This window comes from Candidatus Nitrosopelagicus brevis, assembly GCF_000812185.1.
In the GTDB taxonomy this organism is placed as follows: Archaea; Thermoproteota; Nitrososphaeria; order Nitrososphaerales; family Nitrosopumilaceae; genus Nitrosopelagicus; species Nitrosopelagicus brevis.
This window is the reverse complement of the sequence record NZ_CP007026.1, coordinates 482,413-507,304: the sequence shown is the minus strand read 5'-3', so window position 1 is coordinate 507,304 and position 24,892 is coordinate 482,413. Positions and strand designations below refer to the sequence as shown.

At 33.8% G+C, this 24,892-nt stretch carries 35 protein-coding genes; 13 read left to right on the top strand and 22 right to left on the bottom strand.

The window, feature by feature from the left end; all coding sequences use genetic code 11:
* Nucleotides 1-18 precede the first annotated feature (18 nt).
* The gene (locus T478_RS03020; protein WP_048105094.1) at nt 19-300 is read left to right on the top strand and encodes a hypothetical protein; all 282 of its coding nucleotides are present in this window, start codon (nt 19-21) and stop codon (nt 298-300) included.
* Here T478_RS03020 and T478_RS03015 read toward each other — a convergent pair.
* The 3 genes from T478_RS03015 to T478_RS03005 form a co-directional block, all read right to left on the bottom strand.
* Nucleotides 293-1,393: a radical SAM protein gene (locus tag T478_RS03015; RefSeq protein ID WP_048105091.1), complete on the bottom strand. Its 1,101-nt coding sequence runs from the start codon at nt 1,391-1,393 to the stop codon at nt 293-295. The two genes, T478_RS03020 and T478_RS03015, sit on opposite strands and share 8 nt — an antisense overlap.
* A 208-nt stretch (nt 1,394-1,601) precedes the next feature.
* Nucleotides 1,602-2,087: a tetratricopeptide repeat protein gene (locus T478_RS03010; protein ID WP_048105089.1), complete on the bottom strand. Its 486-nt coding sequence runs from the start codon at nt 2,085-2,087 to the stop codon at nt 1,602-1,604.
* A gap of 29 nt (nt 2,088-2,116) precedes the next feature.
* Complete coding sequence (locus T478_RS03005) at nt 2,117-2,830, bottom strand: hypothetical protein (RefSeq protein ID WP_048105087.1); 714 nt, start codon at nt 2,828-2,830, stop codon at nt 2,117-2,119.
* Between the two features lie 134 nt (nt 2,831-2,964).
* Between T478_RS03005 and T478_RS03000 the strand changes: the two genes are divergently transcribed.
* Nucleotides 2,965-3,297: a hypothetical protein gene (locus T478_RS03000; RefSeq protein WP_048105085.1), complete on the top strand. Its 333-nt coding sequence runs from the start codon at nt 2,965-2,967 to the stop codon at nt 3,295-3,297.
* Here T478_RS03000 and T478_RS02995 read toward each other — a convergent pair whose 3' ends face one another.
* Genes T478_RS02995 through T478_RS02985 form a run of 3 tightly spaced genes read right to left on the bottom strand, consistent with a single transcriptional unit; the run spans nt 3,298 to nt 5,328 of the window.
* Nucleotides 3,298-4,044 (bottom strand): 2OG-Fe(II)-dependent halogenase WelO5 family protein, encoded by a 747-nt coding sequence (locus T478_RS02995; protein WP_048105083.1) that lies wholly within the window; start codon nt 4,042-4,044, stop codon nt 3,298-3,300. It abuts the gene before it with no gap.
* The gene (locus T478_RS02990) at nt 4,044-4,331 is read right to left on the bottom strand and encodes a hypothetical protein (RefSeq protein ID WP_048105082.1); all 288 of its coding nucleotides are present in this window, start codon (nt 4,329-4,331) and stop codon (nt 4,044-4,046) included. Before T478_RS02990 ends, T478_RS02995 begins: the two co-directional genes overlap by 1 nt.
* 28 nt (nt 4,332-4,359) lie before the next feature.
* The gene (locus T478_RS02985) at nt 4,360-5,328 is read right to left on the bottom strand and encodes a hypothetical protein (protein ID WP_048105078.1); all 969 of its coding nucleotides are present in this window, start codon (nt 5,326-5,328) and stop codon (nt 4,360-4,362) included.
* A 105-nt stretch (nt 5,329-5,433) separates the two neighbouring features.
* Between T478_RS02985 and T478_RS02980 the strand changes: the two genes are divergently transcribed.
* Entirely contained in the window at nt 5,434-5,871 is a 438-nt protein-coding gene (locus T478_RS02980; protein ID WP_048105076.1) for a type II toxin-antitoxin system RatA family toxin, read from the top strand.
* Here the strand turns inward: T478_RS02980 and T478_RS02975 are convergent.
* The 4 genes from T478_RS02975 to T478_RS02960 are packed head-to-tail and all read right to left on the bottom strand — an operon-like array spanning nt 5,863 to nt 8,623.
* Entirely contained in the window at nt 5,863-7,239 is a 1,377-nt protein-coding gene (locus T478_RS02975) for a phytoene desaturase family protein (protein WP_048105074.1), read from the bottom strand. The genes T478_RS02980 and T478_RS02975 overlap by 9 nt on opposite strands.
* A gap of 1 nt (nt 7,240) precedes the next feature.
* Nucleotides 7,241-7,468 (bottom strand): hypothetical protein, encoded by a 228-nt coding sequence (locus T478_RS02970; protein WP_048105072.1) that lies wholly within the window; start codon nt 7,466-7,468, stop codon nt 7,241-7,243.
* A gap of 38 nt (nt 7,469-7,506) precedes the next feature.
* A complete protein-coding gene (locus tag T478_RS02965) occupies nt 7,507-8,352 on the bottom strand; it encodes a methyltransferase domain-containing protein (protein WP_048105068.1) in 846 nt (281 codons plus the stop codon).
* A gap of 31 nt (nt 8,353-8,383) precedes the next feature.
* Nucleotides 8,384-8,623, bottom strand: coding sequence for a hypothetical protein (locus tag T478_RS02960; protein WP_048105066.1), 240 nt, complete (start codon nt 8,621-8,623; stop codon nt 8,384-8,386).
* A 56-nt stretch (nt 8,624-8,679) separates the two neighbouring features.
* On the opposite strand from T478_RS02960, the gene T478_RS07625 reads away from it, so the two are divergent.
* Both T478_RS07625 and T478_RS02950 read left to right on the top strand, forming a co-directional pair.
* Nucleotides 8,680-8,823, top strand: a complete 144-nt coding sequence (locus T478_RS07625; protein WP_160271566.1) for a hypothetical protein — start codon at nt 8,680-8,682, stop codon at nt 8,821-8,823.
* Between the two features lie 68 nt (nt 8,824-8,891).
* Complete coding sequence (locus T478_RS02950; RefSeq protein WP_238573655.1) at nt 8,892-9,890, top strand: transcription initiation factor IIB; 999 nt, start codon at nt 8,892-8,894, stop codon at nt 9,888-9,890.
* Here T478_RS02950 and T478_RS02945 read toward each other — a convergent pair.
* The 6 genes from T478_RS02945 to T478_RS02920 all read right to left on the bottom strand — a co-directional run bounded on the left by T478_RS02945 (nt 9,887) and on the right by T478_RS02920 (nt 14,172).
* The gene (locus T478_RS02945) at nt 9,887-10,084 is read right to left on the bottom strand and encodes a hypothetical protein (RefSeq protein WP_048105060.1); all 198 of its coding nucleotides are present in this window, start codon (nt 10,082-10,084) and stop codon (nt 9,887-9,889) included. The genes T478_RS02950 and T478_RS02945 overlap by 4 nt on opposite strands.
* Nucleotides 10,084-12,279, bottom strand: a complete 2,196-nt coding sequence (locus T478_RS02940) for an elongation factor EF-2 (RefSeq protein ID WP_048105057.1) — start codon at nt 12,277-12,279, stop codon at nt 10,084-10,086. The genes T478_RS02945 and T478_RS02940 overlap by 1 nt, the downstream gene beginning before the upstream one ends.
* 74 nt (nt 12,280-12,353) lie before the next feature.
* Nucleotides 12,354-13,013 carry a hypothetical protein gene (locus tag T478_RS02935; protein ID WP_048105055.1) on the bottom strand — a complete coding sequence of 220 codons (660 nt, stop codon included), beginning with the start codon at nt 13,011-13,013 and terminating at the stop codon, nt 12,354-12,356.
* Between the two features lie 81 nt (nt 13,014-13,094).
* Complete coding sequence (locus tag T478_RS02930; protein ID WP_146150864.1) at nt 13,095-13,577, bottom strand: PEFG-CTERM sorting domain-containing protein; 483 nt, start codon at nt 13,575-13,577, stop codon at nt 13,095-13,097.
* Between the two features lie 57 nt (nt 13,578-13,634).
* Nucleotides 13,635-13,877, bottom strand: coding sequence for a hypothetical protein (locus T478_RS02925; protein WP_048105054.1), 243 nt, complete (start codon nt 13,875-13,877; stop codon nt 13,635-13,637).
* A gap of 1 nt (nt 13,878) precedes the next feature.
* Complete coding sequence (locus T478_RS02920; protein ID WP_048105052.1) at nt 13,879-14,172, bottom strand: rhodanese-like domain-containing protein; 294 nt, start codon at nt 14,170-14,172, stop codon at nt 13,879-13,881.
* A gap of 51 nt (nt 14,173-14,223) precedes the next feature.
* On the opposite strand from T478_RS02920, the gene T478_RS02915 reads away from it, so the two are divergent.
* Nucleotides 14,224-14,610 carry a hypothetical protein gene (locus T478_RS02915; protein ID WP_052433856.1) on the top strand — a complete coding sequence of 129 codons (387 nt, stop codon included), beginning with the start codon at nt 14,224-14,226 and terminating at the stop codon, nt 14,608-14,610.
* Here the strand turns inward: T478_RS02915 and T478_RS07805 are convergent.
* Complete coding sequence (locus tag T478_RS07805) at nt 14,602-15,435, bottom strand: DnaJ domain-containing protein (RefSeq protein WP_052433854.1); 834 nt, start codon at nt 15,433-15,435, stop codon at nt 14,602-14,604. The two genes, T478_RS02915 and T478_RS07805, sit on opposite strands and share 9 nt — an antisense overlap.
* A 132-nt stretch (nt 15,436-15,567) precedes the next feature.
* Here T478_RS07805 and T478_RS07720 point away from each other — a divergent pair, with 132 nt between their 5' ends.
* Nucleotides 15,568-15,711 (top strand): DUF5679 domain-containing protein, encoded by a 144-nt coding sequence (locus T478_RS07720; RefSeq protein WP_177313237.1) that lies wholly within the window; start codon nt 15,568-15,570, stop codon nt 15,709-15,711.
* Nucleotides 15,712-15,745: 34 nt separating this feature from the next.
* On the opposite strand, the gene T478_RS02905 is transcribed toward T478_RS07720, so the two are convergent.
* From T478_RS02905 to T478_RS02895, 3 genes are read right to left on the bottom strand one after another with little or no spacing between them, the layout of a single operon-like run.
* On the bottom strand, nt 15,746-16,000 hold the full coding sequence (locus tag T478_RS02905; protein WP_048105051.1) for a hypothetical protein: 255 nt from the start codon (nt 15,998-16,000) through the stop codon (nt 15,746-15,748).
* Nucleotides 16,001-16,037: 37 nt separating this feature from the next.
* Nucleotides 16,038-17,750 carry a DEAD/DEAH box helicase gene (locus tag T478_RS02900; RefSeq protein ID WP_048105049.1) on the bottom strand — a complete coding sequence of 571 codons (1,713 nt, stop codon included), beginning with the start codon at nt 17,748-17,750 and terminating at the stop codon, nt 16,038-16,040.
* A gap of 59 nt (nt 17,751-17,809) precedes the next feature.
* Nucleotides 17,810-18,532 (bottom strand): LON peptidase substrate-binding domain-containing protein, encoded by a 723-nt coding sequence (locus T478_RS02895; protein ID WP_048105047.1) that lies wholly within the window; start codon nt 18,530-18,532, stop codon nt 17,810-17,812.
* A gap of 82 nt (nt 18,533-18,614) precedes the next feature.
* Here T478_RS02895 and T478_RS02890 point away from each other — a divergent pair, with 82 nt between their 5' ends.
* From T478_RS02890 to T478_RS02880, 3 genes are all read left to right on the top strand, one after another.
* Nucleotides 18,615-19,130, top strand: coding sequence for a hypothetical protein (locus tag T478_RS02890; protein WP_048105045.1), 516 nt, complete (start codon nt 18,615-18,617; stop codon nt 19,128-19,130).
* The gene (locus tag T478_RS02885; RefSeq protein WP_048105044.1) at nt 19,130-20,131 is read left to right on the top strand and encodes a biotin--[acetyl-CoA-carboxylase] ligase; all 1,002 of its coding nucleotides are present in this window, start codon (nt 19,130-19,132) and stop codon (nt 20,129-20,131) included. Before T478_RS02890 ends, T478_RS02885 begins: the two co-directional genes overlap by 1 nt.
* 61 nt (nt 20,132-20,192) lie before the next feature.
* Complete coding sequence (locus T478_RS02880; RefSeq protein ID WP_238573650.1) at nt 20,193-21,698, top strand: M57 family metalloprotease; 1,506 nt, start codon at nt 20,193-20,195, stop codon at nt 21,696-21,698.
* On the opposite strand, the gene dps is transcribed toward T478_RS02880, so the two are convergent.
* On the bottom strand, nt 21,695-22,294 hold the full coding sequence (gene dps / locus T478_RS02875; protein ID WP_048105042.1) for a DNA protection during starvation protein: 600 nt from the start codon (nt 22,292-22,294) through the stop codon (nt 21,695-21,697). The genes T478_RS02880 and dps overlap by 4 nt on opposite strands.
* A gap of 139 nt (nt 22,295-22,433) precedes the next feature.
* On the opposite strand from dps, the gene T478_RS02870 reads away from it, so the two are divergent.
* Nucleotides 22,434-23,336: a transcription initiation factor IIB gene (locus tag T478_RS02870; protein ID WP_048105040.1), complete on the top strand. Its 903-nt coding sequence runs from the start codon at nt 22,434-22,436 to the stop codon at nt 23,334-23,336.
* A gap of 2 nt (nt 23,337-23,338) precedes the next feature.
* On the opposite strand, the gene T478_RS02865 is transcribed toward T478_RS02870, so the two are convergent.
* Entirely contained in the window at nt 23,339-23,896 is a 558-nt protein-coding gene (locus tag T478_RS02865) for a hypothetical protein (RefSeq protein ID WP_160271565.1), read from the bottom strand.
* A gap of 106 nt (nt 23,897-24,002) precedes the next feature.
* Between T478_RS02865 and T478_RS02860 the strand changes: the two genes are divergently transcribed.
* Both T478_RS02860 and T478_RS02855 read left to right on the top strand, forming a co-directional pair.
* Complete coding sequence (locus T478_RS02860; RefSeq protein ID WP_048105037.1) at nt 24,003-24,308, top strand: hypothetical protein; 306 nt, start codon at nt 24,003-24,005, stop codon at nt 24,306-24,308.
* A 309-nt stretch (nt 24,309-24,617) separates the two neighbouring features.
* Nucleotides 24,618-24,812, top strand: a complete 195-nt coding sequence (locus T478_RS02855) for a cold-shock protein (RefSeq protein WP_048105035.1) — start codon at nt 24,618-24,620, stop codon at nt 24,810-24,812.
* The last annotated feature ends 80 nt before the right edge of the window (nt 24,813-24,892 follow it).

Here is a 24,892-nt window from a genome sequence, read left to right as displayed (position 1 = left end):
GATTTCCTAAATTATGTAATGTTAGTGGATAAGAAAATTTTAGCAGGAGGAGTTTCAATGATTGTAGTTGGAATGATACTTTCAGGTGTTCTAGCAGACATGACACCAATCGGTCGGGAGGGAATGACTGAAGAAGAGAAGTATGAGTTTATGGTGAATGAAAGAGAGAATGAAGATTTTAAAACACTTGCAGGGATTTTGGTCGGAGTCGGATTTTTACTAATTTTGATTAGTTTCGGAGCACGTAGGAAAAGAAAGGGCGGTGCAAAGAAAACTGAAAAAAAGCCTGCAACTAAGTAAAGGTTTGAAGAGTTTTAAAGAATGTATTTCGTTGAATAGGTTTTCGTCCAATCTCTTTAGCTAAAGTTGCCAATTCCAATAAAGAAGAATTTGTAGGCTTACCTGCTGCACGATAAATTTCCTCAGAAAATGCAGTGCCTACCAAATCATTTCCACCATGTGACAATGCAACTTGGGCAAGCTTTGTTCCATAAGCAACCCAATATACAGAAATGTTCTTGAGTGTTTGTGCAAGCATCAACCGTGACAATGCAATAATTTTCAGATCATAAATTGAGGAAGATTCGTGAGTAACTTTGTGTTCTTTTTCTAGTTCTGTGTTATCAAGACTGAATTTTAACGGAATCAAAGTAATGAATCCGTTAGTCTTTTTTTGTAACTCTCTTATCTTAATGAGATGATCAACAACATGTTCTGGTTTTTCTATGTGACCATAAAGCATTGTGACATTACTTTTTATTCCAAGATTATGCGCTACTTCAATTGTGTCAAGCCATTGTTGCCCAGTACACTTTCCTCGAATAATTTTTGATCTAACGTCAGGATGAAATAATTCAGCACCTCCACCAGGCATTGAATCAAGACCTGCAGCTTTTAGTCTGGATAAAATTTCAGGTATAGAATTTTTTGTTAGTTTTGAGAGAAAGAAAATTTCTGCAGCAGTAAATGCTTTGATAGTCATATCGGGATGTTTTTGTTTTATTGCAGACATCATCTGTTCATAATAATCAAGTTGTAAATCAGGATGAAACCCACCTACAATGTGAACTTCAGTTGCACCCAAATCTTTTGCAGCCGCAACTCGTTTTTCTATTTGATCAGGCGTTAACGTGTAAGCATCGTCTTCTCCACCTTTACGATAAAATGCACACATTTGACAACTTGCGGCACACAAGTTAGTGTAATTCATGTAATAAGAGGCTGCAAATGACACAGTATCTCCAACTAGTTTTTTTCTGACAATATCAGCTGCTGCCCCAACTACATGGAGATTATCATCGTTTAGTATTTCCATTCCGTCGTCAAATGTTAGTTCTTCACCCTTTATTGCACGCTCAATTGCAGTTGAACTTCCAACTAACTCTTCTAACATGAATAATTTAGTAACAGTGAAAATATAAAACAATGCAAACCAAATTTTAGTATGGTATTACCGTTAGTCGACGAAGATAAACCAAAGTGTTTTTTGTGTCACGATACATTTGATGACTACGAAGATCTACGAAAACATCAAGATACAGCACATAAGGACTATTTCGAGTACCATGAGAAGAAAAGAGGCCCAGCACCAGGCGATGTCTCTATTTTTTAGATTTTTGTGATTTTAGTAGTTCCAGAGCCTTTTGTTTACCCATATTTGCTAAATCATAGTCCTTGTCTATTGTGAGTGCCTTTTTGAAGCAAGATAAAGCAGATTTTAGTTGACCAATTTCACCAAGAGACATTCCTTTACATGCAAGCGCCATTGCAAAACGAGGTTTAATCTTCAAAGCAGAATCATAACACTCTATGGCTTCTGAAAATTTTGATTTTGCATGTAGTAAGGTTCCTTTTCCAATCAATGCATCCAAATTATTTGAATCCTCTTTTAAAATGGAATTATAAATTTGGAATGATTGAGAGTTTTTTCCCATTCTTTGTAATGTTGCAGCTTTGTCCAACAATGCAGGAATAAGTTTTGGATCAGAGTCTAGAATTTTATCATACAAAAGTATGGCCTCTTCATATTCCTGATCTTCAGCAAGATCGGATGCCTGTTCAAGCATTTTCTGAAATTTGTTTTCCACTAATTAGAGCAATGTGTCCTAGATAATATTCATTTTCGTTTAATTTTTCTGTATATGCCAAAACCAATTAATCCAAATATTCCTAATAAAATTCCCACCATTATGAACAGCTGTGAATAATCTTCAGAAAAATATCTCGATTCAAGCCATGCATTTGGTAATACAGTGACAAAGTCATTTCCAGAAAAATCTTCCACGTAGCCTATTGCGACTGCAAGTTTTCCTGTTGAGCCATTCTTGTCAAAAACAGCCATATAATATGTTCCGGGAGCTTCTATCTCTAGGTCAATTTCTTGTCTTTCCCAGTAGGTTACTTGTCCAAATGGTTCGTAGAATTCTTTTGAAGGAATAGGACCATTGTAATCAAAAACATAAGCATCATAACCATCCGGAATAGGATAATCAAAATTTTTGTCAACATCCATTACTTTAAGCTCATCTACCAAATCAAGGAACGTAGATGGCCCTATCAATACAAGTGAAGGAGTAAAATTTTCAAGATTATCTAATTTTGGTATTACAATGCTACTGAAAAGTCTGTCATCTTTTTTTGCATCAAATTTGTAAAATAATGCGTTATCTTCTAATTCCTCATACATTGCCCATGAAATTACAGGATCAGGAATATTTAGTGCAGATTCATAATCAATGTTAGTTCCATCTGTAGGAATCAGTTTATGCCCGAATGCAGATGCGGGTAACATTAACAAACAAAATATTACAATGACTACAATTTTCTTCATAATTATCTATGTACGTTTGAGGATTTAACGCATGGATACTCATATTGTATAGTGTCTTTTTCTAGGCACAAATACTAGTGCTAACAGTGAATTTTTTTGCGTTTGTTAAATAGGTAAATCTGCCCATATTTTTCATGGAACTAAAACTACCATTCAAGCTGAGAATAAAATATCTCAATGCAAATGAAGGAGGCTATCAAGGAAAAGCGATATTTCATGACATTGAATATACAATAAGCATTCATGCACAGGCCAACGAAAAAATCATCAAGGTTCCGTTTGCAGTTATGGGAGTTACTGACAATGAGATATTGGTTAGAGTTTCAGGACCATCAGGTGTTTACGTAGAAGATCATCTCAAATTCAATGGTGAGTCAAAATTAATAGAGATAGATTCTGACATACTATTTTCAGAGATTGCAAACAACCAAAACAAGTTTGATACTATGGAAATATTTGTAAAATAATCAAGACCAAGAGCAAAGATAATTTTTAGACAACTCTCCAAAGAAGAATCCAATAGATATACGAGATCTCGATCCAGATACAGATTCAATTTGATGGTAAAACTTTGGATTTAATAAAACCATATTTCCTTCAATAGGCGAAATTTTTGTTTTATGGACATCTTCGATCAAAGCAGAGGAATATCCAAAATCAGGTTCTCGCATACGCTCATCCTCTTTATTCCACAGCTTATGATAGATTGTTAATTCTCCACCTTGTTCCGGAGATTGAAGATACAAAATTGCAGATAATTGATTTTTAAGATTACTTACATTATAATCGCTCATCTCAAAATTAGAATTATCACGATGTAGATGTACAGAATCATCATTACCATGAATTCGAATTACCGCATCTGAGTAGGACATGCCATTTTCAATTGCGGTAGTAAGTTGCTTTTGGAATTTTTTTGAGATAGCATTTCGCATAGCAATTAGAGGGGAAATATTTTCTGCAAATAATTTTTTTAAAGAGTCATTTGACCGTTGGGCATTTGAAAAATATTTTGACTTTTCATAAATGTGAGAGCTAAGAGAGGTACCAAATCTTCTAGGATTTCCATTTGTTGTTTGATTATTTGTAATTCTATTACATAATGATGAACATTCAGTTTTTGATAAAATTTCAGGAACTATCAAGGCAGGAATTTTTCCAGTAATCAGGTCATCATACGAATCCGATTCAAACAGGGTTTGAGGAGTCCACATCAGTATCCTCCCGCTCCGGAATGAGAGACTACACAGACAAGTCTATTTTCAGAGTTTCTGCCTGAAATTTCACATTTTACAAATTTATCCTTAAGATTTTCCTTAATTTGTGAAATATTTCTAGAGTTTTCATCAACAGGAATACTTGGAATATCAATTTCCGTGAAATTAATTTCCTCCACATCTTGATAGCCATCTTGATTAGTGTCCTTTTGGTGTGAGACGTTCATCTCAAATGAATTAGTTGAGATTATTTTTGTTACAGTTCCCCAAATTATGTCAGACATTTTTCATCATAAGAAAAAGAGAGAGATGTTATGGAACAACTACAAGATTCAAAGGAAGATCTAGTTTTCCAAATGGCTCAGATATTCTCAAGTAGTAATCTTTACCCGAATCATATTCAAAGTTTTCATAACTTCCATAACCTATTGCAGGACCCCATAAGATATTTGCAAATTTAGCTTGACCTGGTTTTAGTACAATGTTACCAGATGTAAAGTCAGAGCCAGAGTTGACCCATTTTTTACCTCCATCCCATACAGAATAGTTACATATGGAAGGACTTGTACACATTAAAGTCTCATTTGAAGTTCCAGTGTTTTGAACCAGGATTTGTAAGTTTAAGAGAGGTTGTCCAGTTGCAGTGTATGCAATGTTATTGTATTGTTTTACACCTTTGCGAGTTTCCTCTTGCCAGTCTGAAACATAATAAATTGCTACATTACCAAGTTGGTATTTTTGACCGTCATTCATGTATGTTGTTAGTTTGTATTCATCTTTGATTGTTTTTTCACATTCACGAATTTCTCTTTTATTTTCTCCACCCTGACATTGTGCTAACATTTCGTCAAGATCTGCGTTACCAGATGATTGTTGTTTTGTGGTTTCTTTAGGAGCGGCTTGATACTGAGATTTTGCTGCACCGTCATCACTAACAGCGCTTGCGCTAACCTTCATGATTCCCATTTTAATCAAATATTGAAGTGCGTTTACAAATTCATTTTCAGTTAATGTACCATCAGCCCACCATCCTGCATTGTTCTTTACCCAACTTGGAATAGTGTCAGAGGTACCTGAACTTCTGGTAGTTGATGGAACATTGATTATTCCATTTTCAATCATGTATTGAACACCAGAAACAAATGCAGTATCATCAATTTGACCTTCAGCCCACCATCCTGCATTGTTCTTTACCCAGTCAGGGACATTGTTTGCATCTACACTACCAACCAATGAGGTTAATAGTAAAACACTAGCAATTCCCGCGAGTAGTACTTTCATTAAACAATCAACGTATTTACAATATATAAGCAAGTGCTAATTAGGCTTCTAGTGCCTAACAACGCAATTCTTTAAACTTTAATTCAATAAATTATCAAAAAACGTATGCCAAAATTTTCTTTTACAAAGTTAGTGGATATTGATAGAGACAAATTTTTTGCAATTAGTACAGATTATGAACGATTTACAGAGATATTGCCAGAATATTTTCTAGAGTTGAAGATTGTTGAGAGAGATGGAAATACAACAAAGATTTTTGAAACTTTGAGATTTCTCGGGAAAACAGTTAATGTTACTACAGAACATGTAATAGAAAAACCAGATAGACATATCGTAAAAATGCTAGATGGTCAAGCCAAAGGCACAACATTTGACGAAAAATATGAAAAAGTAGGAGATAAGACAAAGGTTACGATCGAAGTTGATTTTGTGTTATCAGGCGGATTAAAAATTTTAGGAATGTTTGCTAAAAGTAAAATTGAGAGTAGCATGAAAATGGTTTTAGATGAATTTGCTAATTATGCAAAAAACCAATCACAGTGAAGAAAGATGTTTTTGTATCAATGGATGTGCTAATACAGCACTGTGTGCTGCAGAATCAGTTCCGATTCCATAGCTTATTGTTGAATCGCCCACAAAAAACAGACCATCAACATTGGAAACAGAATGTGGCATTTTGTTTTTCCATACTAATCCTGGTTCTTTTACAACAGCCTCTACAAGTTTCCATGCCATGGGCCTATCCCAAAGTAACGAATCATCAAAATCTGGATAAATCTCAGACAATTCTTGCTTCATTTTAGATACAATTTCTTTGATCCGAGTGGGATTTTCAGTTTCCTCGGGTTTTACAGGAGTGCCAACGATTATGAGATGTTCCCCTTTTGGAGATACAGAAGGAGTGATGTTTGAGATGAAGAATATTCCTTTTGAAACATAGTTTTCACCTACGGGAAAAACAACTTGGCGTTCATCCAACTGCTTTGATAATGCAAAATGAACTTCTACGACAGACGTAGTTTTATTGAGACGATTTGTTTTTTTGATAAAATCATCATCAAAAATTCCAGAATCAAATAATTGGTTTATTGCATGATATGCAGGATACGAGATAATTACGCAGTCGCTTTCAACTATCTCTCCAGTAGATAATTCAACTCCAGTTACTTTTCTATCTTTTACAAGGACCTTTTTGATTGAATGCCCAAGATTTACTTGAGAGTTTTTCTCTTTGACGTAATTTGCCATTACCTCACTAATTCTGTCATATCCACCCATGTCAGGATATGCAAATTCGCTTGTTCCTCCTTTGAAGGGATTTGCACGAATTATGGTTCTTGCAAATTCACCGAGAGAGATATGATCAGGAGTGTCGGCAAATGCAAGCATACAGACTGCATCAAAAAATTGTTTAGAATGAAAATCAAGCTTGGATGTAACCTGAGTTAAAGGCACAGAATCTAGCTGTTCGGCTTTTTCCATACTGGTGAAAGCCATAGGCAATAGTATTTTCAATAAGGATATTCTACTTTTGAATGGTATGAGAGACATTTTGAGAATATCTGCAATGCCTTTTGGGTAAGTGTGAAATCCATCATCGTAAAATGCAATTTTATCAACAATTGCGAGTTTTAGTCTAGATTCTATCTTGACATCTTTTAGAATTTCATAGATTGCAGATTTTTTGTAAAACGGCATAATGTGAAATCCGTTATCTAAAATGTGGTTTTTAAATTTCATGGAGGCGGTTCGACCACCTACTCTGTCAGATTTTTCATAAACAGAAACAGGATGTCCGTCGTTAACCAAAAGTGTTGCAATGGATAAACCGCCGACCCCGGCGCCGATTATGACAGCCGGTTTTATCGACGAGTTTTTTGAAATCTCGTTAGTTTGATTATTGGAATTCATTTTACGCAGCAACAGTTGGAGTTGTTGGTTGTGCCATTGGTAAACTTTTCCGTTTCTTGTTTCTAGATTTTGTTCTCAAAATCATTTTGCAACAAGGACATCGAATCTCTTCGGTGTCAAGCCATACTTCGCACCAACTGCAACGTTTTAGTCCAAATTGATATTTCATTGAATTTGGAACCTTGGTTACTTTGTGCTGTGTGCATATTCCTTTACATGATGCGCCCATGAAGTAAATACCCGATTATGATATTTAATAGTTATGCACTAGCGTGAGTCTAGTGCTAATTTTTTACATTTTAGCATTGAATAGCCGATCAATCCTTTTTCAGATGCAGATTGCATTTTTTTCATGGATTCAAAAAGTATTTTTTCTACATATTTAGAATAACGGGAAAGAATTTTTTTCTGTAATTCATCACGATTGTTGAGATAATATTCAGCAAGTGGAGAATAGATATTTTTTCCAATTTCATTTGATTCTATGATTTCAAATCCATTTTTAGAAATTTCATTTACAATATTTTTTTGCGAGTAATGTTCAGATGACCAGGTGAATTTCAATATTCCAAGGTTACTCAAATTAGAATTTTCAGTAGCAGTTGGAATTGCTATGGCAAGAATTCCATCATCTTTTAAGACACGATTTGATTCGGAGAAAAAGTCTCCTATAGGTTTGAAATGTTGTGCAGATTCTAATGCAATTACACGATCTAAAGATGAGTTTGAAAAAGGAAGCATTCGTGCAGTGGAATTGAGTTTTGAGATATTGCTAGGCTCAACTGATGCCAATTGAGAGAAATTTACATTTACAGATGAGATTTGTAATGAAGGGTATTGTGAATTCCATATTTTTGCAGGACCTAAAATTCCACTTCCAACATCAGCAATTATTTCTGCCGAAGAAATTTGAGCCATATCACTCATCATTTCACATAAGCGTTTTTGAGCATCTACAGGATGAAGAGTGGTTTCATCCCAAAATCCAAAATTCAGCATATCCCCACCAGTCGATACCTCCATAATCGGAGATAATGCATCATACAGTTTTACAACATCATTTTCATTTCTTCTGAATGTCCACAGTAGAAGATCTACAGGATTAATCAGCATGCTAAAAATAAAAAAACCGTGGATATATGATTTAAGGTAAATCCACTAACTCTTCAACGCAATGTTTGTGAACCCAGACATCATCTGCATTTCGGGCAATTTCCTTTCCTTTGTGGATGTCTCCGCCGCAACTTTGACACTTTCCGTTAAATCTTGCTTTCATACAGTCAAGTATGCCCATATGCGTAAATGTGATTCTGTGTGGATTTGATTGACCTAAACTCAGCACAAAATCAATTTTGATGAGAAATGGATCAATTTTTTTGAGCATTTTTGTCAATCAGAAGAGGCAATTTGCGTATTATAGATCAAAATCTATTATTTGATATGCAAACTGAAGATTCTAACCTAAAACAAGATTTTTGGGAAAATGCAAACAAGTATTCTTGGTCAAATGGAGAATATGAATTTCTAAAAGAAATGTCATTTATCATGGTGAATCTTCATCATCAAAACAAAACTGAAGAATAATAGTGCTAAAGAAAAAAAATTAACACTAGAAGCCATTCCTAATAAGTTCAAAGCACTATTTACAAAGGGTGAACAAAGATTCTGAATCCAACGATCACATTTGTAACAACAGTAAGTGTAAAGATGTTCTCTTAGTAACTGACAGTACAACTGGAGAAGTGATGTGCTCATCATGTGGCCAAGTTGTATCACAAAATATGGCAGAGTTAGGTCCAGAGTCAGCCCAGTCTGGCGAAGATTATATGTCAAAATCAAGAACAGGAAGAAAATCCACACTTGCATTTAATGACATGGGATTATCCACAGTGATTCAGCAATCAGACAAAGATGCAACAGGTAAAAATCTTAGTGGAGAAATGAAGAGAACATTTTACCGACTACGAATGTGGGATAAGAACAGCAAGGCTATGCCAGGTCATAGAAATATGCAAAAAGCATTCACACTTTTGGAAGGACTCAAAGCAAAACTATCACTTTCAGATGCAGCAGTAGAACAGGCAGCATACATTTACAGAAAGACATTGGCAAAGAAAATTGGAAGAGGCAGAAGTATTCCCGTAATCTTAAGTGCATGTGTATACGCATCATGCCGATTCACAAACACACCAAGAACCATTCAAGATGTTGCCGAAGCAACAAATCTCCGAAGAACAAGCATACATAGAATTTACAGGATGTTAGTAAGAGATCTTGATTTAACACTTGAGACGTATAACCCAGTGAGCTTTATCACAAGAATTACTACAGAGGTAGGCGCTACAGAAAAAACCAAACGAGATGCAATAAAATTTCTGATTAAAGCAGAAGAATTGATGATAACAAGCGGTAAGAATCCGGTTGCAATGGCTGCAACGGTAGTATATCTTGCAGCAATAACAAATGGCGAAAAAGTTTCACAAACTCAAGTATCAAAGGCTGCAAATATCAGTAGCGTGACAATACGAAACCTCTGCAAAAAACTCAAAGATGCAAAGATTGCATCATTCTCAAATCCTAAATTAACCAAGGTAGTGAAAAATGATGAAACGTACAACGTTGCTACAAGATTAAAAGTAAAGAAAGATTAGCCGAGTTCTGTTTTTTTTATTCCACTAGTCTCAATTTCATAACGAAGTGGTGCTGGGAGTTCAAGATATTGCTTGTTTACCAATATCTTAATTTGATCATCAGGTACTTGGACACGTTTTAGTAATTTACCACGTTGGTGTGCATAAGATTTATTCCAAAAAGTATTCGCGTCAAATGTTTCGATTTTGACCATTAGTCTCTATCGATAAATTCAGTTGCAACAGGTGGATTTGGACTTAATCCCTTTCTCTTTCGTATATCTTCAGTTAGAGTTGCAGCAATTGATTTTGGAACTGGAGTCCATGCTTTGAAATGTGTATTCCACATTGCTTTACCAGCAGTTTGGCCACGCATTTTTTCAGAAATATCAAATGTTTCAACTGCAGGAACTTCACCGATAACAATACTTGTTGCACCTTTTTGTTGCATATCCAAAACTTTACCACGTTTTCCTTGTAATACTGATGAAACATTTCCAATTAGATCAGTTGGAACACGAACTTCAATTGCAAGCATTGGTTCTAATAATACAGGTTCTGCAGACAAAAATGCTGCAAGGCATGCACGTCTTGATGCAGGCCCAATTTGAGACAATCCCCTATGGGCGGTGTCTTCATGAGGAACAAAGTGTGTGAATGTGAATTTACAGTTTCTTACCTGTTCTTTTGTAAGACCACCTTCACTCATTACTTCATCAAATCCAGATAATAGTGAATCAGTAGATTCATCTACGAACTGAACACCTTTTGTTCCATTAATCATTACATTTCCACGAGAATCAAATCTCATTACCTTCTTTGCCACATCTGGTGACCAACCTTTATCACGTAATATTTGAGCAGTTTCTTTTTTATCCTTCATTTCACTGAGAGTTCCGTTTCTACACATTTCAGCGATTTCAGGTTCTAATGGTTCAACTTTCATGAAAATTTTATTATGACGATTTGGTGATTTTGCCATTACAGGTTCACAACCACCGTTAATTGTCTCTCTGTAATTGATTAATGGTTCAGAAGTTACAATTTCGACTTTAGCATCTTTGATTAAATTGACTGCTACATCAAGGTGTAGAACACCCATTCCAGCCATGATTGTTTCACCACTTTCTTCATCGATTTTAATTACAAGGTTTGGATCCTCAATAGTTAATTTTCTTAAAACTTCAACAAGTTTTGGTAAATCTTTTGGGTGCTTTGGTTCAATTGCCATTTGTACAACAGGTTCTGAAACATATTTTGATGCCTCAAATACCGGAATGTCCTTTACGGTTGAAATTGTTTGACCTGCACGAACATCAGTCAATCCAAGTAATGCAGGAATATTTCCTGCACCAAGCTCACCAACCTGTTCTCTTACATTAGACATGAAAAAGTTTACAGATTGAACACGTCCTTCACGCTTTGTATCAATAATGTTAATTGTTTGACCATCTTTGATTGTTCCAGAAAATAATCTTCCAATTGCTACAGGACCTGCAGCAGGATCAATTGTCATGTTTACACACATCATAATTGTAGGACCATTATCGTCACAAGCAAGAAGTGCTTTACCGGTATCAGATTCTAAATCACCCTTCCAGATTTTTGGAATTCTGTATTTCTGTGCTATATGTGGTGGCGGATGATGTTTTACTACCATTCCAAGTACACCTTCAGCTAATGGTGCCTTTTCTACTAAATCTTCAACTTTACCAGAATCAGAATAAGCCTCAATTACATCATTGAATGTGACACCTTTTTTCTTCATTATATCTACATTAATTGCCCATTTGTCTTTTGCAGAGCCAAATGTTACACTTCCATCTTGGATAGATACTTTCCATTTTTCTTTGTATTCATCTTCAGCATAAGTGTCAATTAATTCATTAAAGTTTGCAACAACACCAGCCAAGGTTTCTTGCATTTTTTCAGGAGTTAATCTTAGTTCTTTGATTAATCTATCAATTTTGTTGATATACAAAACAGGTCTTACTCGCTCTTCAAGAGACATTCTAGTTACTGTTTCAGTTTGAGTCATGATGCCTTCTACAGCATCACATACCACTACAGCACCATCAATTGCCCTAAGACTTCTAATTACACGACCAGAAAAGTCTACGTGACCAGGAGTGTCAATCATGTTAATGACATAGTCATCATCATCTTGTTGATAGTGTAATGTAACGTTAGCCTGAACAATTGTAATTCCTCTTTCTTGCTCTGCTTTCATAGAGTCCATTGCCAATGCACTTCCTGCAGTTGATGGAGAGATAATTCCAGAGTGTGCTAAAAGACTATCACTCATAGTAGTTTTACCATGGTCAACATGTGCAATAACACCAAAGTTACGGATCTTATCTTTGTCACTGATTATTTTCATGACTTCGGATGTGGACTTGTATTTAGTCATATGGCAATCATCCTAGATAATCGTGTATTAAACCTTATGAGAAATTATTGTTAACAAAGATCAAATTTTTAAAATTAAAGATCAATTTCACTTTGTTTCATCAATTGCTTTGTCATTTGTAGATATAATTCAGGATCCAGTTCTTTGGCAAATCCTTTGTCAGTATTTATCAGATAGACAGAGTGAATATGAGCATTCTGTATATCTTCTAAGTTAATTTTAGGATTTTTGTAAAAACGGTCACACAGTTTTTTGAGTTTTTTGACATCATCAAGATTTCGTGCGTTTGGAGGAAGTAGAAATATTTCTGACATTGGCAAAATATTCACTACAGGAGTTGCAAGTGAAAATTTTCCACAGTGTTTGCTATACCGTGCAATCTTACTGACAATTCTTGCAGCATAGTAATCTACAGTATCTAATGCGTGTTCAGGAGGCGTAAATCCAGTCTCAATTTCTATAATTGCAGTTCCATCACCCTTTTTTCCAAATAAATCACATACAAGAATTTCAGATATTGATTTTTCAACATCTACGGTGAAACCGTGAGAGATTAATTCTGCTGCACAGATTAACTCAAGGACCGAATGATTGATTTTTACTAAATTTTTCTTATAATATTCAATTAGATTTTGCCTGACAAAGTTCAATTTAGGAGTTAAATCAGGCGATAGATTCTTTGATAACAGTTCAGTTATAGCATATACATCATCTTGAAATTTTTCAACATCCAACTATACAATTGTAACAAAGATGGAGCTTATGAAGTTTATAGATTATCTAAATAAAAATAGAAAATAAGAAAAGTGGACAGTTTAGATTCTTGGTGTGAAACTAAGTCTGCCTTTTGCAGATAGTACTACGATTGAAGAAATTGCAACAACAAGTACTAGAGATGCAATTGTACCAAATTCTGGAACTACTGCACCATCAGCAATCTCTACTTCAACAGTTGATTTGTTGATTGAGGCAGAACCTTGTTGTGCGGTAATTGAATACACGCCGTCTTGTTTCCACATTGGACCACCAACACCGATTGTTGAAGTGAATGAACCATCAGAATCAGGGTTGATTTGATCAATAGAAACAACGTTTCCGTTTGGTGCAAGAACCATGATTGTTACAGGAGTGTTGCTAGATGTAGCATGTCCTGTGATGGTGATTGTTGTTGAACCCTCAACTGCATCTGCTGTAATTGTCAAACCATCAGATGCATGTCCGTCAGCAAATGCCATAGGCATTCCTGCAACTAGCATCAAGCTTGCCAATATTGTCAGTGTGTGTTTAGAGTTAATCACTGGTATAACAACCGAATATGTGTATATAAACAATCTGATTGATTGAAACAGTATTTTTTATTTATTTTCTTTTAAAAATATACGAATTGCCTCTAAATGTGAACAGTTTGCTTTCAAGCCTTTCCCATGATGAAATTTATAGAAATTTTTGAACCCAGGACATTCACAAGAATCAGAAGTTACAAAATAAGATTTTGACGGATCGCTTGAAGATTTTACTTGAAATAGATCATCTTCAATCTTTACGACCCCACTGTTTGCAACTAATTTTTCTGCTTTCTTGATTGTGTTAGAGCTCAAATTATTGTGTCCAGGCCATGTAGCCACCTTCAAGATTTATTGCAGAGAATCCAGCTTTTGCTAATTCATCAGCTGCAATATTTCCACGATAGCCAGAAGCACAGTATACACAAATTTTCTTGTCCTTCAAGTCATCAATTTGACCTTTCTTTGCATTTCGGATAACCAAGCCTAGAGGCATGTTCTGAGAGTTTTCAATTGCTCCATTTGCAACCTCGTCTGGTTCTCTAACATCAATAATAACAAATTGGTCTTGTTCTTGTTTTAGTTGATCTTTTGTTATAGATTCAGCCATACAGTATTACAATTGTATTGACATATATTTTTTAATTAAATCACATATTAGGTGGATGAAAAAGAATTACAAGAAATAGTAGAAAAACATAGTTCAGATTTTAAAATTTTTATTGAAAACCAATCGTTTTTGGTAGATAAAATCAAAATGTCACAGACAGACAATCCATTAACAGAACCTACTACAAGAGGCGGCGTATATTTTGCCGAAATGAAAGAATGGAAAATAGAGGCTACAATTTTTGATACAACAATTTCAAAACATCTTTCAAAGGCAATGCTTGGACCTAACAAAGATTTTCTTGACATAATTTTAGCTACAAATATTGAAAATAATCAAAAATTGTCACTTGTGACAAATCTTAAAAATAGTATGCAAAATGCAGAAAAAATAATTCTGTATTTGACACTAAAAGATGCAACTATGGAATCACAATAATTTACAGAATTTATCATATTCTGCTTTTAATTTTTTATCAGATAAAACCTCGTATGCCTTATTGATTTGGGCCATTTTTTCTTCAGACGAATCTTTGTTTCTATCAGGATGATACTGCTTTGCTAATTTTCTATATTGACTTTTAATTTCAGATTCAGAAGAATCGTTTGTCAATTCCAATATCAAATAGTAATTTGGTAATGAGTTCTCATTATACATTTCACGAAATTCTTTTGCATCAGTACTTATTTTACGGGAACCAAAAACTTCTTCTTCTGACCATTCAGAATGATATTTTTCATAATCACGATTTTTTTTAGAATCCAATTTTGCATAATCATAACTAGTTTTCTTTCTCAATATGATATGTCTTGCAAGATAAACAAATACACCTGCAATGATAATTATTGCAATTGCAAATGTGAGATATAGATCTTCAGGGCTGATATAATAATCCGATACAGCCGAAGGGGGATTCACTTGCGCACCAGAGTCATAGAAAAATTTTGCAGACAACGAGGAGTCACTTGATTCAGCTACAACCAAATAATTTCCACTTTTTTGCCATCCACCAATACCTGCAATTATCAATGTAGAGAATTTTTTTTCATCATCAGGATTAAGACTTTCATTCCAAACATTATTTCCGTCAGGATCTTTTATGGAAATAAAAACAGAATCATATGCAGTTGAGCCCCATACAGAAATAAAATCAGATTTTTCATAAAGTGCCTTGTCAATATTTAGAGTTAATTCATCCCCAAATGTATTCGATATAGGGAATATTAGGATCAAAAATAAGATTCCAAAATAGGCTTTTTTCATAAAAAATTAATCAGAGAATTAGATATAATGTAACCTGTTGAATTTATTCGTAAAATTTACTCCAGAAAATAACTAAAAGTGTTGAAAAAAATTAACAGGTTTTTGCTAATAAGAGATAGCAGTGTATATGACATGGTAATAGGTTACTGCGTAAAATGCAGAGACAAACGAGAAATGAACGGTACTCAAGCTGTAACCATGAAAAATGGTAAACCAGCAACAAAAGGTACATGCCCAACATGTGGCATATCGATGTTCAGAATTGGTAAAGCATAACTGAACATCAAATAATCTTTTTTGAAGAATTTTCCTATGGATAATTCCATTCGTCGGAAATTCCATTCCATAATGAACGATAATTTTTTGGAGATTGCTCAATTTCACCCTGAATTCGATTATCCACTGCAAAGAAGAAATTCTCCATTGCATCTACACCGCCATCATCAAAAAGCTCTTTTCCAATTTCTTTAAATCGAGATTTTTTTGATTCTAATTCATCGGACTCAGGATTTTGTAAACAAAATGTCAATAAATCAATCATTTCTTCTTCTAACATAAAATCCATGTTTTGCTTATAGATTTTTGATTAAAAAATATTGATGTTATAGTTTTGGACCAAGTTTATCATGTATTTGAGCAAGAATCATCTTTGCTTTTTCTTTATTTTCAAATGATTCTCCTTGTTTATCCAATATAGAATCTATTTCAAATTCTTTATCGGTAAGGATTTCAGCAACGTGTTCGTCAAGCGTTCCTTTTCCAACCAAATAATATGCAAATACGGTATTTTTCTGACCTATTCTGTGTAATCTATCTTCAGCTTGTCGATGAATGGCAGGACTCCAGTCAAGTTCAGCAAATATTACATATTTTGCGTTTGTAAGATTAATTCCCACATTTCCAGCTCTTAATCCTGCAATCATCAATTTTGTTTGGCCTTTTTGGAATCTATCAATTTCACGTTGTCTTACAACGTCAGTTTGACCACCAATAATTGATGCAGGAGTATATTGTGCCAAATTATTATGTAATAAACTATGAATTGCTTTATGATGACAAAATACTACAACACTTTCTTCAATCTCCATAATTTCAGTTACAAAGTCAACTACATGTTTTAATTTAGCAAGACCGGCAGCCTGTCTTTCACTTTCTATTGCTCTATGATATGATGCAGATTTATCAAATGCAGATTCTGCATATTTTTGTTCTTCTTCAAGTTTTTTCCAAATTTTACTCAATTCAGCCTTGTAGAATTTTTCATCTGCGTGAACAGGTGAAGAATAACGAACTTTATCTTTTAATTCCTTTAGAACATCAGATTTTTTTCTTCTCAACATGACATGTTTTGTTAGTTGATTACGTAATGTATCACGTTTATTTTCAAGTACTATTGCTTTTCCTTTTTCATTTACATAACAGAAATATTCACAAAATTCCTTAAAGCTTCCAAGGAGTCCAGGTTTCAAGATATCAACAATTGGCCATATTTCAGAACCTCGGTTGTAAATTGGAGTTCCCGACAAACCAACTCTATATTTTACACTCTCAAGTCCAGCCAATTCTTTTACTGCCGCATATTTTTGAGTAGTTTTTGATCTAAGATGTTGTACTTCATCACATACAACAGAACGTATTCCAACTTTCGTTAAATCAGGGAGTCGTTTATGTAACAATTCATAATTAATTATGTAAAAATCATATTCACCAAGATCTGCAAGTTTACCATTCCGAATCATTGTGCTTGAAGGAGTTTCATTTTCAATGACTTTTCCATTCTTGCCTTTTTTCTTTAGAAACTTTTCAATTTCTCGTTGCCAATTAGTTAGAGTAACTAAAGGAGCAACAATCAATGCAGGAAAAGAATTTTTTTCTTTTGATAGATATGCCAGGGTTTGGACTGTTTTTCCAAGTCCCATTTCATCAGCAAGTAATGCATTTCCACTTGATTTTATTAGAAAATCTAGACCTTCTCTTTGAAAATCCAACAAATTTCCTTTGAATTGTTTACTAGGAACAGCTTGTTGTAATTTTTCAATTTTTGGAACCTTTGCTTTTTTAATTGTAAGAGGTGCAATTTTTCTTTTCCATACAGATTTTGATAAAAGCTCAAATGTGTAACGTTCATCAATCATTTTTAATTTCTTAATATTTTCATCATTATCAGATACAATAACTTCATCCGGTTTATCACCATACCAGCCACGAGGGATTAATTTTGAGACCATGTTAACGGCTCTATTTCCAGAAATTTTCCAGCACCAAGTGCCAGAATAACGATCCAATACAAATTCTAAAGTTCCAAATTTTTCCATATTGTGTTTCCGAATTTTAGCTCATAGTTTTTCATTGCTTATGAACTTTAGGTTTGAAATTATTCGTAGTTTATATCAGATTCTAGTAGTTTGGTGCTTCTTTCTAGTAATTGTTCTAAATTTGTGCATTCCAGTATAGGTTGTAGATCTAAAGGAGTTTCAGATGCCAATGCACATAATGAATGAACGTATTCCATAGTAGGGGTTTCAGTTTTTAGATAGTATTGCTCTAAAACATGATCTAATTGGTATGAGGTTAATTCAGAATTTCCGGCACTTTTTTTAATTTTATTTTTCCATAAATCTACTAAGTTTTCCCAGTCTTCAAGAGAAATTGATTCATCTATTTCAGAAATCATTTCAATCTCAGCTTGGATGTACATTTTCTTGTCAATGCCATCATTTTCATGAAGTTGATCAACCATCTTCACTCCGTCTATAGTAAAAGGATCATAGTCATCTGTTTTTTTTAGAGATGGCGGAATTAGACGAATAATTCTAAATTTTCTACGACCTCTGACATTAACAAATAGATGACCGCTAGTTGAATCTACGTCTTTACAGTCAGATATCTTGGCAAGAGTTCCAATATCATAAGGTGCCTGCCAATTAGATAATGTGGCACTATCATGCCCAAGACAAATTCCGAATTCTTTTTCGCCAAGCATGCAATCATCAATCATCTGTTTATACCGAGGTTCAAATATTCTCAAAGGAAGATCTTGGTTTGGAAATAATACTAAATCCAGAGGGAATATTGGAATGATCCTAGTCTCACTCATAATCGGTGTTATGTCGTCATAATATAAAATTCAACTACATTTTTAGGTAATATTTTAAAAAGAAAATATAAGATAATCTAACATGGATGAAGAAAATAAGGAGACAGTTGTTTTAGGGGCAATTAGCCGAGGTGTAACAAAATTTGATAAGATCTCTCAAGAAACAAATGTTGAGCCAAAGGATTTAGAAGCAATTTTACAGAAATTAGAAAATTCTGGATTAATCAGAGTAGACGAAAAGAAGGGATGGCTTGGAACAAAAATTGAGATTAATCCAACAGAGGAAGGATATAGAGAATTTGAACGTCAACTAAAAATTTTACAAGAAAAATGGAATCAATTAGAAAATACATACAAGTCGGGTAACAAGCAAGAATTGGAACAGAAGTTAAAAGAAGATAAATCATTTTTGCCATCAATGATGATGTTTGGAATTGTGGATATGATGATGTTTTCAATGATGTTTAGTATGATTGGTGCGAGTATGGGAAGTTTCATTCCTGCAGATGATATGGGAGGAATGGGTCATGGAGCAGATGATATGGGAGGATCCGACATGGGAGATGATGGCGGATTTGATATCGACATAGGCTTCTAATGTCGTACACATCATTTGATAATGTTGGATTAGTTAAAGTACTATCATTTTTTCAAACACATGATTCAGAATATTTGTCAGGTCAAGATCTTAGTGATGTTTTAAAAATTAGCAGAGTTGCAGTTTGGAAACATATTAAAAAAATTCAAACATTAGGTTACAAAATTGAATCAAAACAAAAATTAGGATATAGATTGATTGACAATACAGAAAAACTGTTACCCTGGGAGATTACACGGGATCTCAAAACAAAATTAATAGGAAAAAGAGTTTATTATTTTGAAGAAATTGATTCAACACAAAATTTTGCACAGAATATTGCAGCAGATAAAAAAGAAAATGGCACCATAATTATTGCTGAAAAGCAAACATCCGGAAGAGGACGCTTAGATAGGAAGTGGACATCACCTAAGGGCGGTATTTGGTTTTCATTGATTATTCATCCAAAATTTGATGTCTCAAGTTCAACATTAATTCCAATTTTAAGTGCAGTTGCATTATCAAAATCAATAAAATCAGTTTTAGATATAGAGACAGAAGTGAAATGGCCAAATGACATAACGATGAATGGAAAAAAGGTTGCAGGCGTATTAGTTGATGCTTCATTTCAAACAAACAGTATTGATTATCTAATCCTAGGAATTGGAATAAATTTTGACATTGATGCAAAAAAACTTGAAAAGAGATTAACAAAAACTCCTAATTTTTACGGAATAGATTCACTTCGAGGAAAAGAGAATAAAACACCTCCAAAAACACTACTAAAAGAATTTCTCTTGCAATTTGAAAAAAATTTGTTCCAATTAGACAAAGGAGAAAAGTCTACGATTGTTAAGGAATGGACAAAAAGGGCAGCAGGAATTGGGAAAAAAATCACAATAAATACATCAAATGGAAAAATTTCAGGGATATCACAGGGAATTGACAATGATGGAGCGTTGAAAATAAAAACTAAAAATGAAACAAAGAAAATCTATGTAGGCGACGTAGTCTTATCTTAACCTAGATTAGAATAATCCATTTGTAGAATCATTTAATTTTGAAAAATAAATGCAAGAATATATGCAAAAAAATATGCTTGTAAGGTATTCATTAGTCGTATCAGCAACTCTTGTACTATTACTATCTACAAGTATTGGTGATACATATGGAGAAGGGATAAGAGATGTTCCAAATCTATATGAAAAAGCAAATGAACATTTTATGATTGGAGAATATCATGAAGCAATAGAACTGTATGATAAAATTTTAGAAATTTCACCTTCAAATGCAAAGACATCATTGATGAAAGGAATTGCATTAGACAATCTTGAAAGACATAAGGCATCAATTTTAGAATTTTACAAAGTTAATCAACAAGACCCAAAAAATATTACAGCATTAATTGGATTAGGGGTTGGATTTGGTAATTATGGAGAATACAAACAAGCGTTGACATATTTTGAACAAGCATATGAATTAGCTCCAGAAAATCATGTTGTAGAAAATTATTATGAATTTGCACTAAATACTGTAAAAAAATATCCTTACAACGAAGCTGAAAAACCAGAAATTTTTACATTGAATATTCCACAAACGGTGCCAGCCTGGATTAAAAATACTGCAGGATGGTGGGCTACAGATAAAATTCCAGATGAAGAGTTTGTTAAATCATTACAATTTCTTATAGAAAATGAAATCATATCTGTGGAATCTTCTAGTAAAGCAGAATCATCTTTGGGAGCAATTCCATCATGGATTAAAAATACTGCAGGATGGTGGGCTACAGATAAAATTCCAGATGAAGAGTTTCTGAAAGGAATTAATTTTTTGATTGATAATGGTTTGCTTGTTATTGACTTACCAGAAGTACAAGGATTATCTGAAGAAAAGAAGAAAATTAATGATAGAAACCAATGGGAGTTTTCTAGATATTTAGATAGAATTCAAAAGATTGTAGACAAAGACAAGAGATACATCGAATATCCAAATCCAAGTAATGATGTGATAAAGAAATTTTTGAGAGATTATGTAAAATGGAATTATGATCAACAAATCGAGGTCGGGAATCAAGGATTTCCAAACCCAGAATATGTACTAATAGATGATGTTTATCACTTGGAATACAAAATTTTTGTCAATGACCAACCTCCAGCATTACCATTAGACCATGTGAGTACATTGACGAACTCATTTAAGATGTGGGAAGATATGGAATTTAATGCAAATGATGGCAAAAAAGTTAAGATAAATTTTGTTACAACTAACACAAAAACTAATGCAAACCTTTGGGTGACATGGGTTGTCAGAGATTTAGGTGAAGGTGTGTTGGGTCATGCAAATCTTGGAAAAGGTATTGTGGAAGTAGCATTAGGCGGCTATGGCTGTGATGGTAATTTTCAATTATTTCATGTAAATACAGTAGAATACATAATGACACATGAATTAGGTCATGGGATAGGATTGAGACATAGTGAGGATCCAAATAGCATAATGTATCCATCAATGAAAAATACGCAATATGCATACTGTATGTTAGATGTTGATAAAAAAATTAACACAGGTTCAATAGTTTTGAAAAAAGACTAACCTAATGCTCTAGAGTGTTTTTGTGTATGAGGACGTTCTCCTGAGAATTTACGTCGCATATGTCCAGAAGGTCGTCCATATAGTAGTTCTAAGAACCAGCTTTCATGTTCAATTTCTTCCATGAGTATATCCTTTGCAATATCATACGTAGCTGGATCTTTTCCAAAAGTCATTTTACAGACCTTGTCCCAATTTACAATTGCACCTTGTTCAGCTTTTAGACATTTTTCTAAAATTGCTTTAATGTCTGTTGGATTTTTTGGAAGTTTTAGAAATTCACAGCCAGACATTTTGATAAATGCCTGTGCGTCATTTGGCAAACTACCACCCAATTGAAAGATTCTTTCAATACAAGATTCAAAGTGGCTTAGATCTTCAAGACGTGCATCTTCAATTATTCCTTTAATTCCTTCACCTTCCATGCCAGTTGCATGCATTCTTAGGTTTGTGAAATAATAGTATGCAGTAAACTCAACAGATGCGTTTGTGATCAGTTGTTTTACCAGTGCGTCAATATCTACACCATTTTTCTTGAGAACCTCAACACCGACAACCTTTGGTTTTTTTGTTGCAGATGATTTTTTTGCCGTCACCATATTGTTTTAAAGTTTTAGTATGAATAAAGAGTTTCGATATTTAGTCTAAAAATTTAGAATGAAATCATGAATAAAGACATACAATTAACCAGAAGATTAGTTGTGAAGCCATATTAACTGCAAAATAACATTAGAGTAGTTGAATTCGACTAACGAACAGAGATGCCCTTCTTGTAACAAAACTGCATTGATCACTGACGATAACTCAGGAGAAATTGTCTGTAAATCATGTGGGCTTGTATTATCAGAAGGAAGCGAAGCAGCAGGACCAGAATGGAGATCGTTTGCAAACGATGGAGTAGACAAGAGTAGAACTGGAACTGGAACATCAATTACAATGCACGATATGGGTTTGTCCACAGTTATCGGTGCAGTAAACAAAGATGCAACGGGTAAACCACTTTCATCTGCAATGAAACAGTCATTTGATAGAATTAGAACATGGGATAGTAGATCACAAGCTCATTCTTCTGTTGATAAAAATTTGAGACAAGCACTAAGTGAAATGGACAAATTGAAAGATAAATTATCATTAACTGATGCGGTTATTGAAAAAGCTGCATACATTTACCGAAAAGCCATTGAAAAAAAATTAGTTAAAGGACGTTCAATCCAAGGACTTGTTGCAGCATGTGTTTATGCTGCATGTCGAGATACAGAAACACCTAGAACTTTGGATAATGTTGCAGATGGGATAAACATTAGACGAAAAGATGTGGCTCGATGTTATAGGTTGGTCTTTAGAGAATTAGACCTTAAAGTTCCTGTTGCAGATCCAATTAACGGAATACCAAGAATAGCAAGTGTCGCAGGATTAGGTGAAAAAACTAAACGAAAAGCAGTTGAGATTTTAAGAAAAGCAAAGAAAATTGGCGTGGTTGCAGGAAAAGATCCTACAGGATTAGCAGCTGCTGCACTATACCTTGCATGTATTACTGAAGGTGGAAATAAAACACAAAAAGAAATTTCTGAAGCATCAGGTGTTACAGAAGTAACTATTCGTAATAGATGTGCAGGTCTAAAGACATTCTTGGAAAATTAGAATTATCCCATATCTTCTAAAGGATCTTTTTCACGTCGACGCATTATAGAAAATATTCCAAGAGTCATACCAAGTTGATACATAACATACAAAATTATTTGGAATGTACTTGGAACATAATCAGTAAATCTACCTAACATTGCAATAATGAAAACAATCACACTGATTGTAAAAATAAAATATCGAGAGATACTATTCAGTTCTGCAAATCTAAACAAGAGAATTAACGTGATGGAAATGAATATTCCAGTTACAGCTATAATTCCTGCATTTAATCCAAGTACATCAATTAGTAAAAGAAACGCAGCCTCCGATGTTTCAGGCATTACAAATTCGGTGAATTCAACTTTTGAGGGCTCGGCAAATTTTGATATATTTCCAGCAGCATTAATTGAAAATAGTATTAAAAGTATTATTGAAACACCTTTTGCATATTTTTTTAGTTTAGGAAACTTTCGTCTAATTCCACGAGCAAGGATTGCACCTTGTAAAAGACCAATTCCAAAAACAATAGCAAATGTATAGTAATAGTGCTCTTCAGCTAATTGCAATATATCCAATTCTATATTATTTTACTCACGACTATTTTAAAGTCAGAAGATTAGAATAAACAGACTAGGTACAAAAAATAGAATAGACTTTTCAACCCATAAAATAATGAATATTATGTCTAATGAATTCAAGATAGAAACACCGTATTTGCCAGGAGAGAAAGGGTGTAGAATCACATGGTTGTACACCGATGATGAAGAAAAAACACTTTATCTGAGACATGAAGATTTGATGGAAATGATTGAGATTTTAGAACATGGTACAACAGCTAAGATCGAAATGGAAGATGGTGCAAGTTCAATATTAGTAAATTCTGATTCTACTGATTTTTTTCTTGCAGGTCAAAAATCACAAAAGATTGAAACGGTTGCATTAAAAATTGCATTAAGAGAATTTATCAAAGAAAATCCAGATGCTTAATTCAATACTCAAAAATTCTCTGATTAGAAACTACGGTAAGTAGAAAACTTGTTGATAGCTAATGCAGTGAGATAAAATGATGTTGAAACATACTTTACAAAATCTTTGTACAGTTTTTTGATTGCGGATGATTTTTCTATTTTCATATTACATAATCTAACATCAGATTATTAAATTGTATTTTTTTTAGGTTTTCCTAAGTTTTTTTATAATAATTAGTTAGTTTTACCTAATTTATTGTAAATATTATTAGTCTAACCTAAGTAAAAAAACCAGATATAAATAGACAGTATATTACAAAAGGTCAAGATGGAAACAGGAACCGTAAAATGGTTTAACCAAACAAAAGGCTTCGGTTTTATCGAACGTGAAAATGAAGACAAAGACTTGTTTGTCCACAAGACAGAAGTTCAAGGTCAAATTAGAGACGGCGATAAAGTAGAGTTTGAAGTTGGCGAATCAGAAAAAGGCCCAGCCGCAAAAACAGTGAAAAAAGTAGACTAAGACTAATAATTTTAAATTAATTTTCTTAACAATCTATTATCGAGTAACTACTATCTTTTTTTTTATTTTATTTAATCAAA

Bases quoted from the DNA above. Each gene is read 5' to 3' on its own strand.
- T478_RS02895 (WP_048105047.1), bottom strand. From the start codon at position 18,532: ATGAGTGAGACTAGGATCATTCCAATATTCCCTCTGGATTTAGTATTA.
- dps (WP_048105042.1), bottom strand. From the start codon at position 22,294: ATGGTGACGGCAAAAAAATCATCTGCAACAAAAAAACCAAAGGTTGTC.
- T478_RS02920 (WP_048105052.1), bottom strand. From the start codon at position 14,172: ATGGCTGAATCTATAACAAAAGATCAACTAAAACAAGAACAAGACCAA.
- T478_RS02880 (WP_238573650.1), top strand. From the start codon at position 20,193: ATGCAAAAAAATATGCTTGTAAGGTATTCATTAGTCGTATCAGCAACT.
- T478_RS02985 (WP_048105078.1), bottom strand. From the start codon at position 5,328: ATGAAAGTACTACTCGCGGGAATTGCTAGTGTTTTACTATTAACCTCA.
- T478_RS02905 (WP_048105051.1), bottom strand. From the start codon at position 16,000: ATGGATTTTATGTTAGAAGAAGAAATGATTGATTTATTGACATTTTGT.
- T478_RS02890 (WP_048105045.1), top strand. From the start codon at position 18,615: ATGGATGAAGAAAATAAGGAGACAGTTGTTTTAGGGGCAATTAGCCGA.
- T478_RS02885 (WP_048105044.1), top strand. From the start codon at position 19,130: ATGTCGTACACATCATTTGATAATGTTGGATTAGTTAAAGTACTATCA.
- T478_RS02945 (WP_048105060.1), bottom strand. From the start codon at position 10,084: ATGGTCAAAATCGAAACATTTGACGCGAATACTTTTTGGAATAAATCT.
- T478_RS02960 (WP_048105066.1), bottom strand. From the start codon at position 8,623: ATGCTCAAAAAAATTGATCCATTTCTCATCAAAATTGATTTTGTGCTG.
- T478_RS02855 (WP_048105035.1), top strand. From the start codon at position 24,618: ATGGAAACAGGAACCGTAAAATGGTTTAACCAAACAAAAGGCTTCGGT.
- T478_RS03015 (WP_048105091.1), bottom strand. From the start codon at position 1,393: ATGTTAGAAGAGTTAGTTGGAAGTTCAACTGCAATTGAGCGTGCAATA.
- T478_RS03005 (WP_048105087.1), bottom strand. From the start codon at position 2,830: ATGAAGAAAATTGTAGTCATTGTAATATTTTGTTTGTTAATGTTACCC.
- T478_RS03000 (WP_048105085.1), top strand. From the start codon at position 2,965: ATGGAACTAAAACTACCATTCAAGCTGAGAATAAAATATCTCAATGCA.
- T478_RS07720 (WP_177313237.1), top strand. From the start codon at position 15,568: ATGGTAATAGGTTACTGCGTAAAATGCAGAGACAAACGAGAAATGAAC.
- T478_RS03020 (WP_048105094.1), top strand. From the start codon at position 19: ATGTTAGTGGATAAGAAAATTTTAGCAGGAGGAGTTTCAATGATTGTA.
- T478_RS02965 (WP_048105068.1), bottom strand. From the start codon at position 8,352: ATGCTGATTAATCCTGTAGATCTTCTACTGTGGACATTCAGAAGAAAT.
- T478_RS02980 (WP_048105076.1), top strand. From the start codon at position 5,434: ATGCCAAAATTTTCTTTTACAAAGTTAGTGGATATTGATAGAGACAAA.
- T478_RS02995 (WP_048105083.1), bottom strand. From the start codon at position 4,044: ATGTGGACTCCTCAAACCCTGTTTGAATCGGATTCGTATGATGACCTG.
- T478_RS02900 (WP_048105049.1), bottom strand. From the start codon at position 17,750: ATGGAAAAATTTGGAACTTTAGAATTTGTATTGGATCGTTATTCTGGC.
- T478_RS02940 (WP_048105057.1), bottom strand. From the start codon at position 12,279: ATGACTAAATACAAGTCCACATCCGAAGTCATGAAAATAATCAGTGAC.
- T478_RS02975 (WP_048105074.1), bottom strand. From the start codon at position 7,239: ATGAATTCCAATAATCAAACTAACGAGATTTCAAAAAACTCGTCGATA.
- T478_RS07625 (WP_160271566.1), top strand. From the start codon at position 8,680: ATGCAAACTGAAGATTCTAACCTAAAACAAGATTTTTGGGAAAATGCA.
- T478_RS02860 (WP_048105037.1), top strand. From the start codon at position 24,003: ATGTCTAATGAATTCAAGATAGAAACACCGTATTTGCCAGGAGAGAAA.
- T478_RS02990 (WP_048105082.1), bottom strand. From the start codon at position 4,331: ATGTCTGACATAATTTGGGGAACTGTAACAAAAATAATCTCAACTAAT.
- T478_RS02970 (WP_048105072.1), bottom strand. From the start codon at position 7,468: ATGGGCGCATCATGTAAAGGAATATGCACACAGCACAAAGTAACCAAG.
- T478_RS07805 (WP_052433854.1), bottom strand. From the start codon at position 15,435: ATGAAAAAAGCCTATTTTGGAATCTTATTTTTGATCCTAATATTCCCT.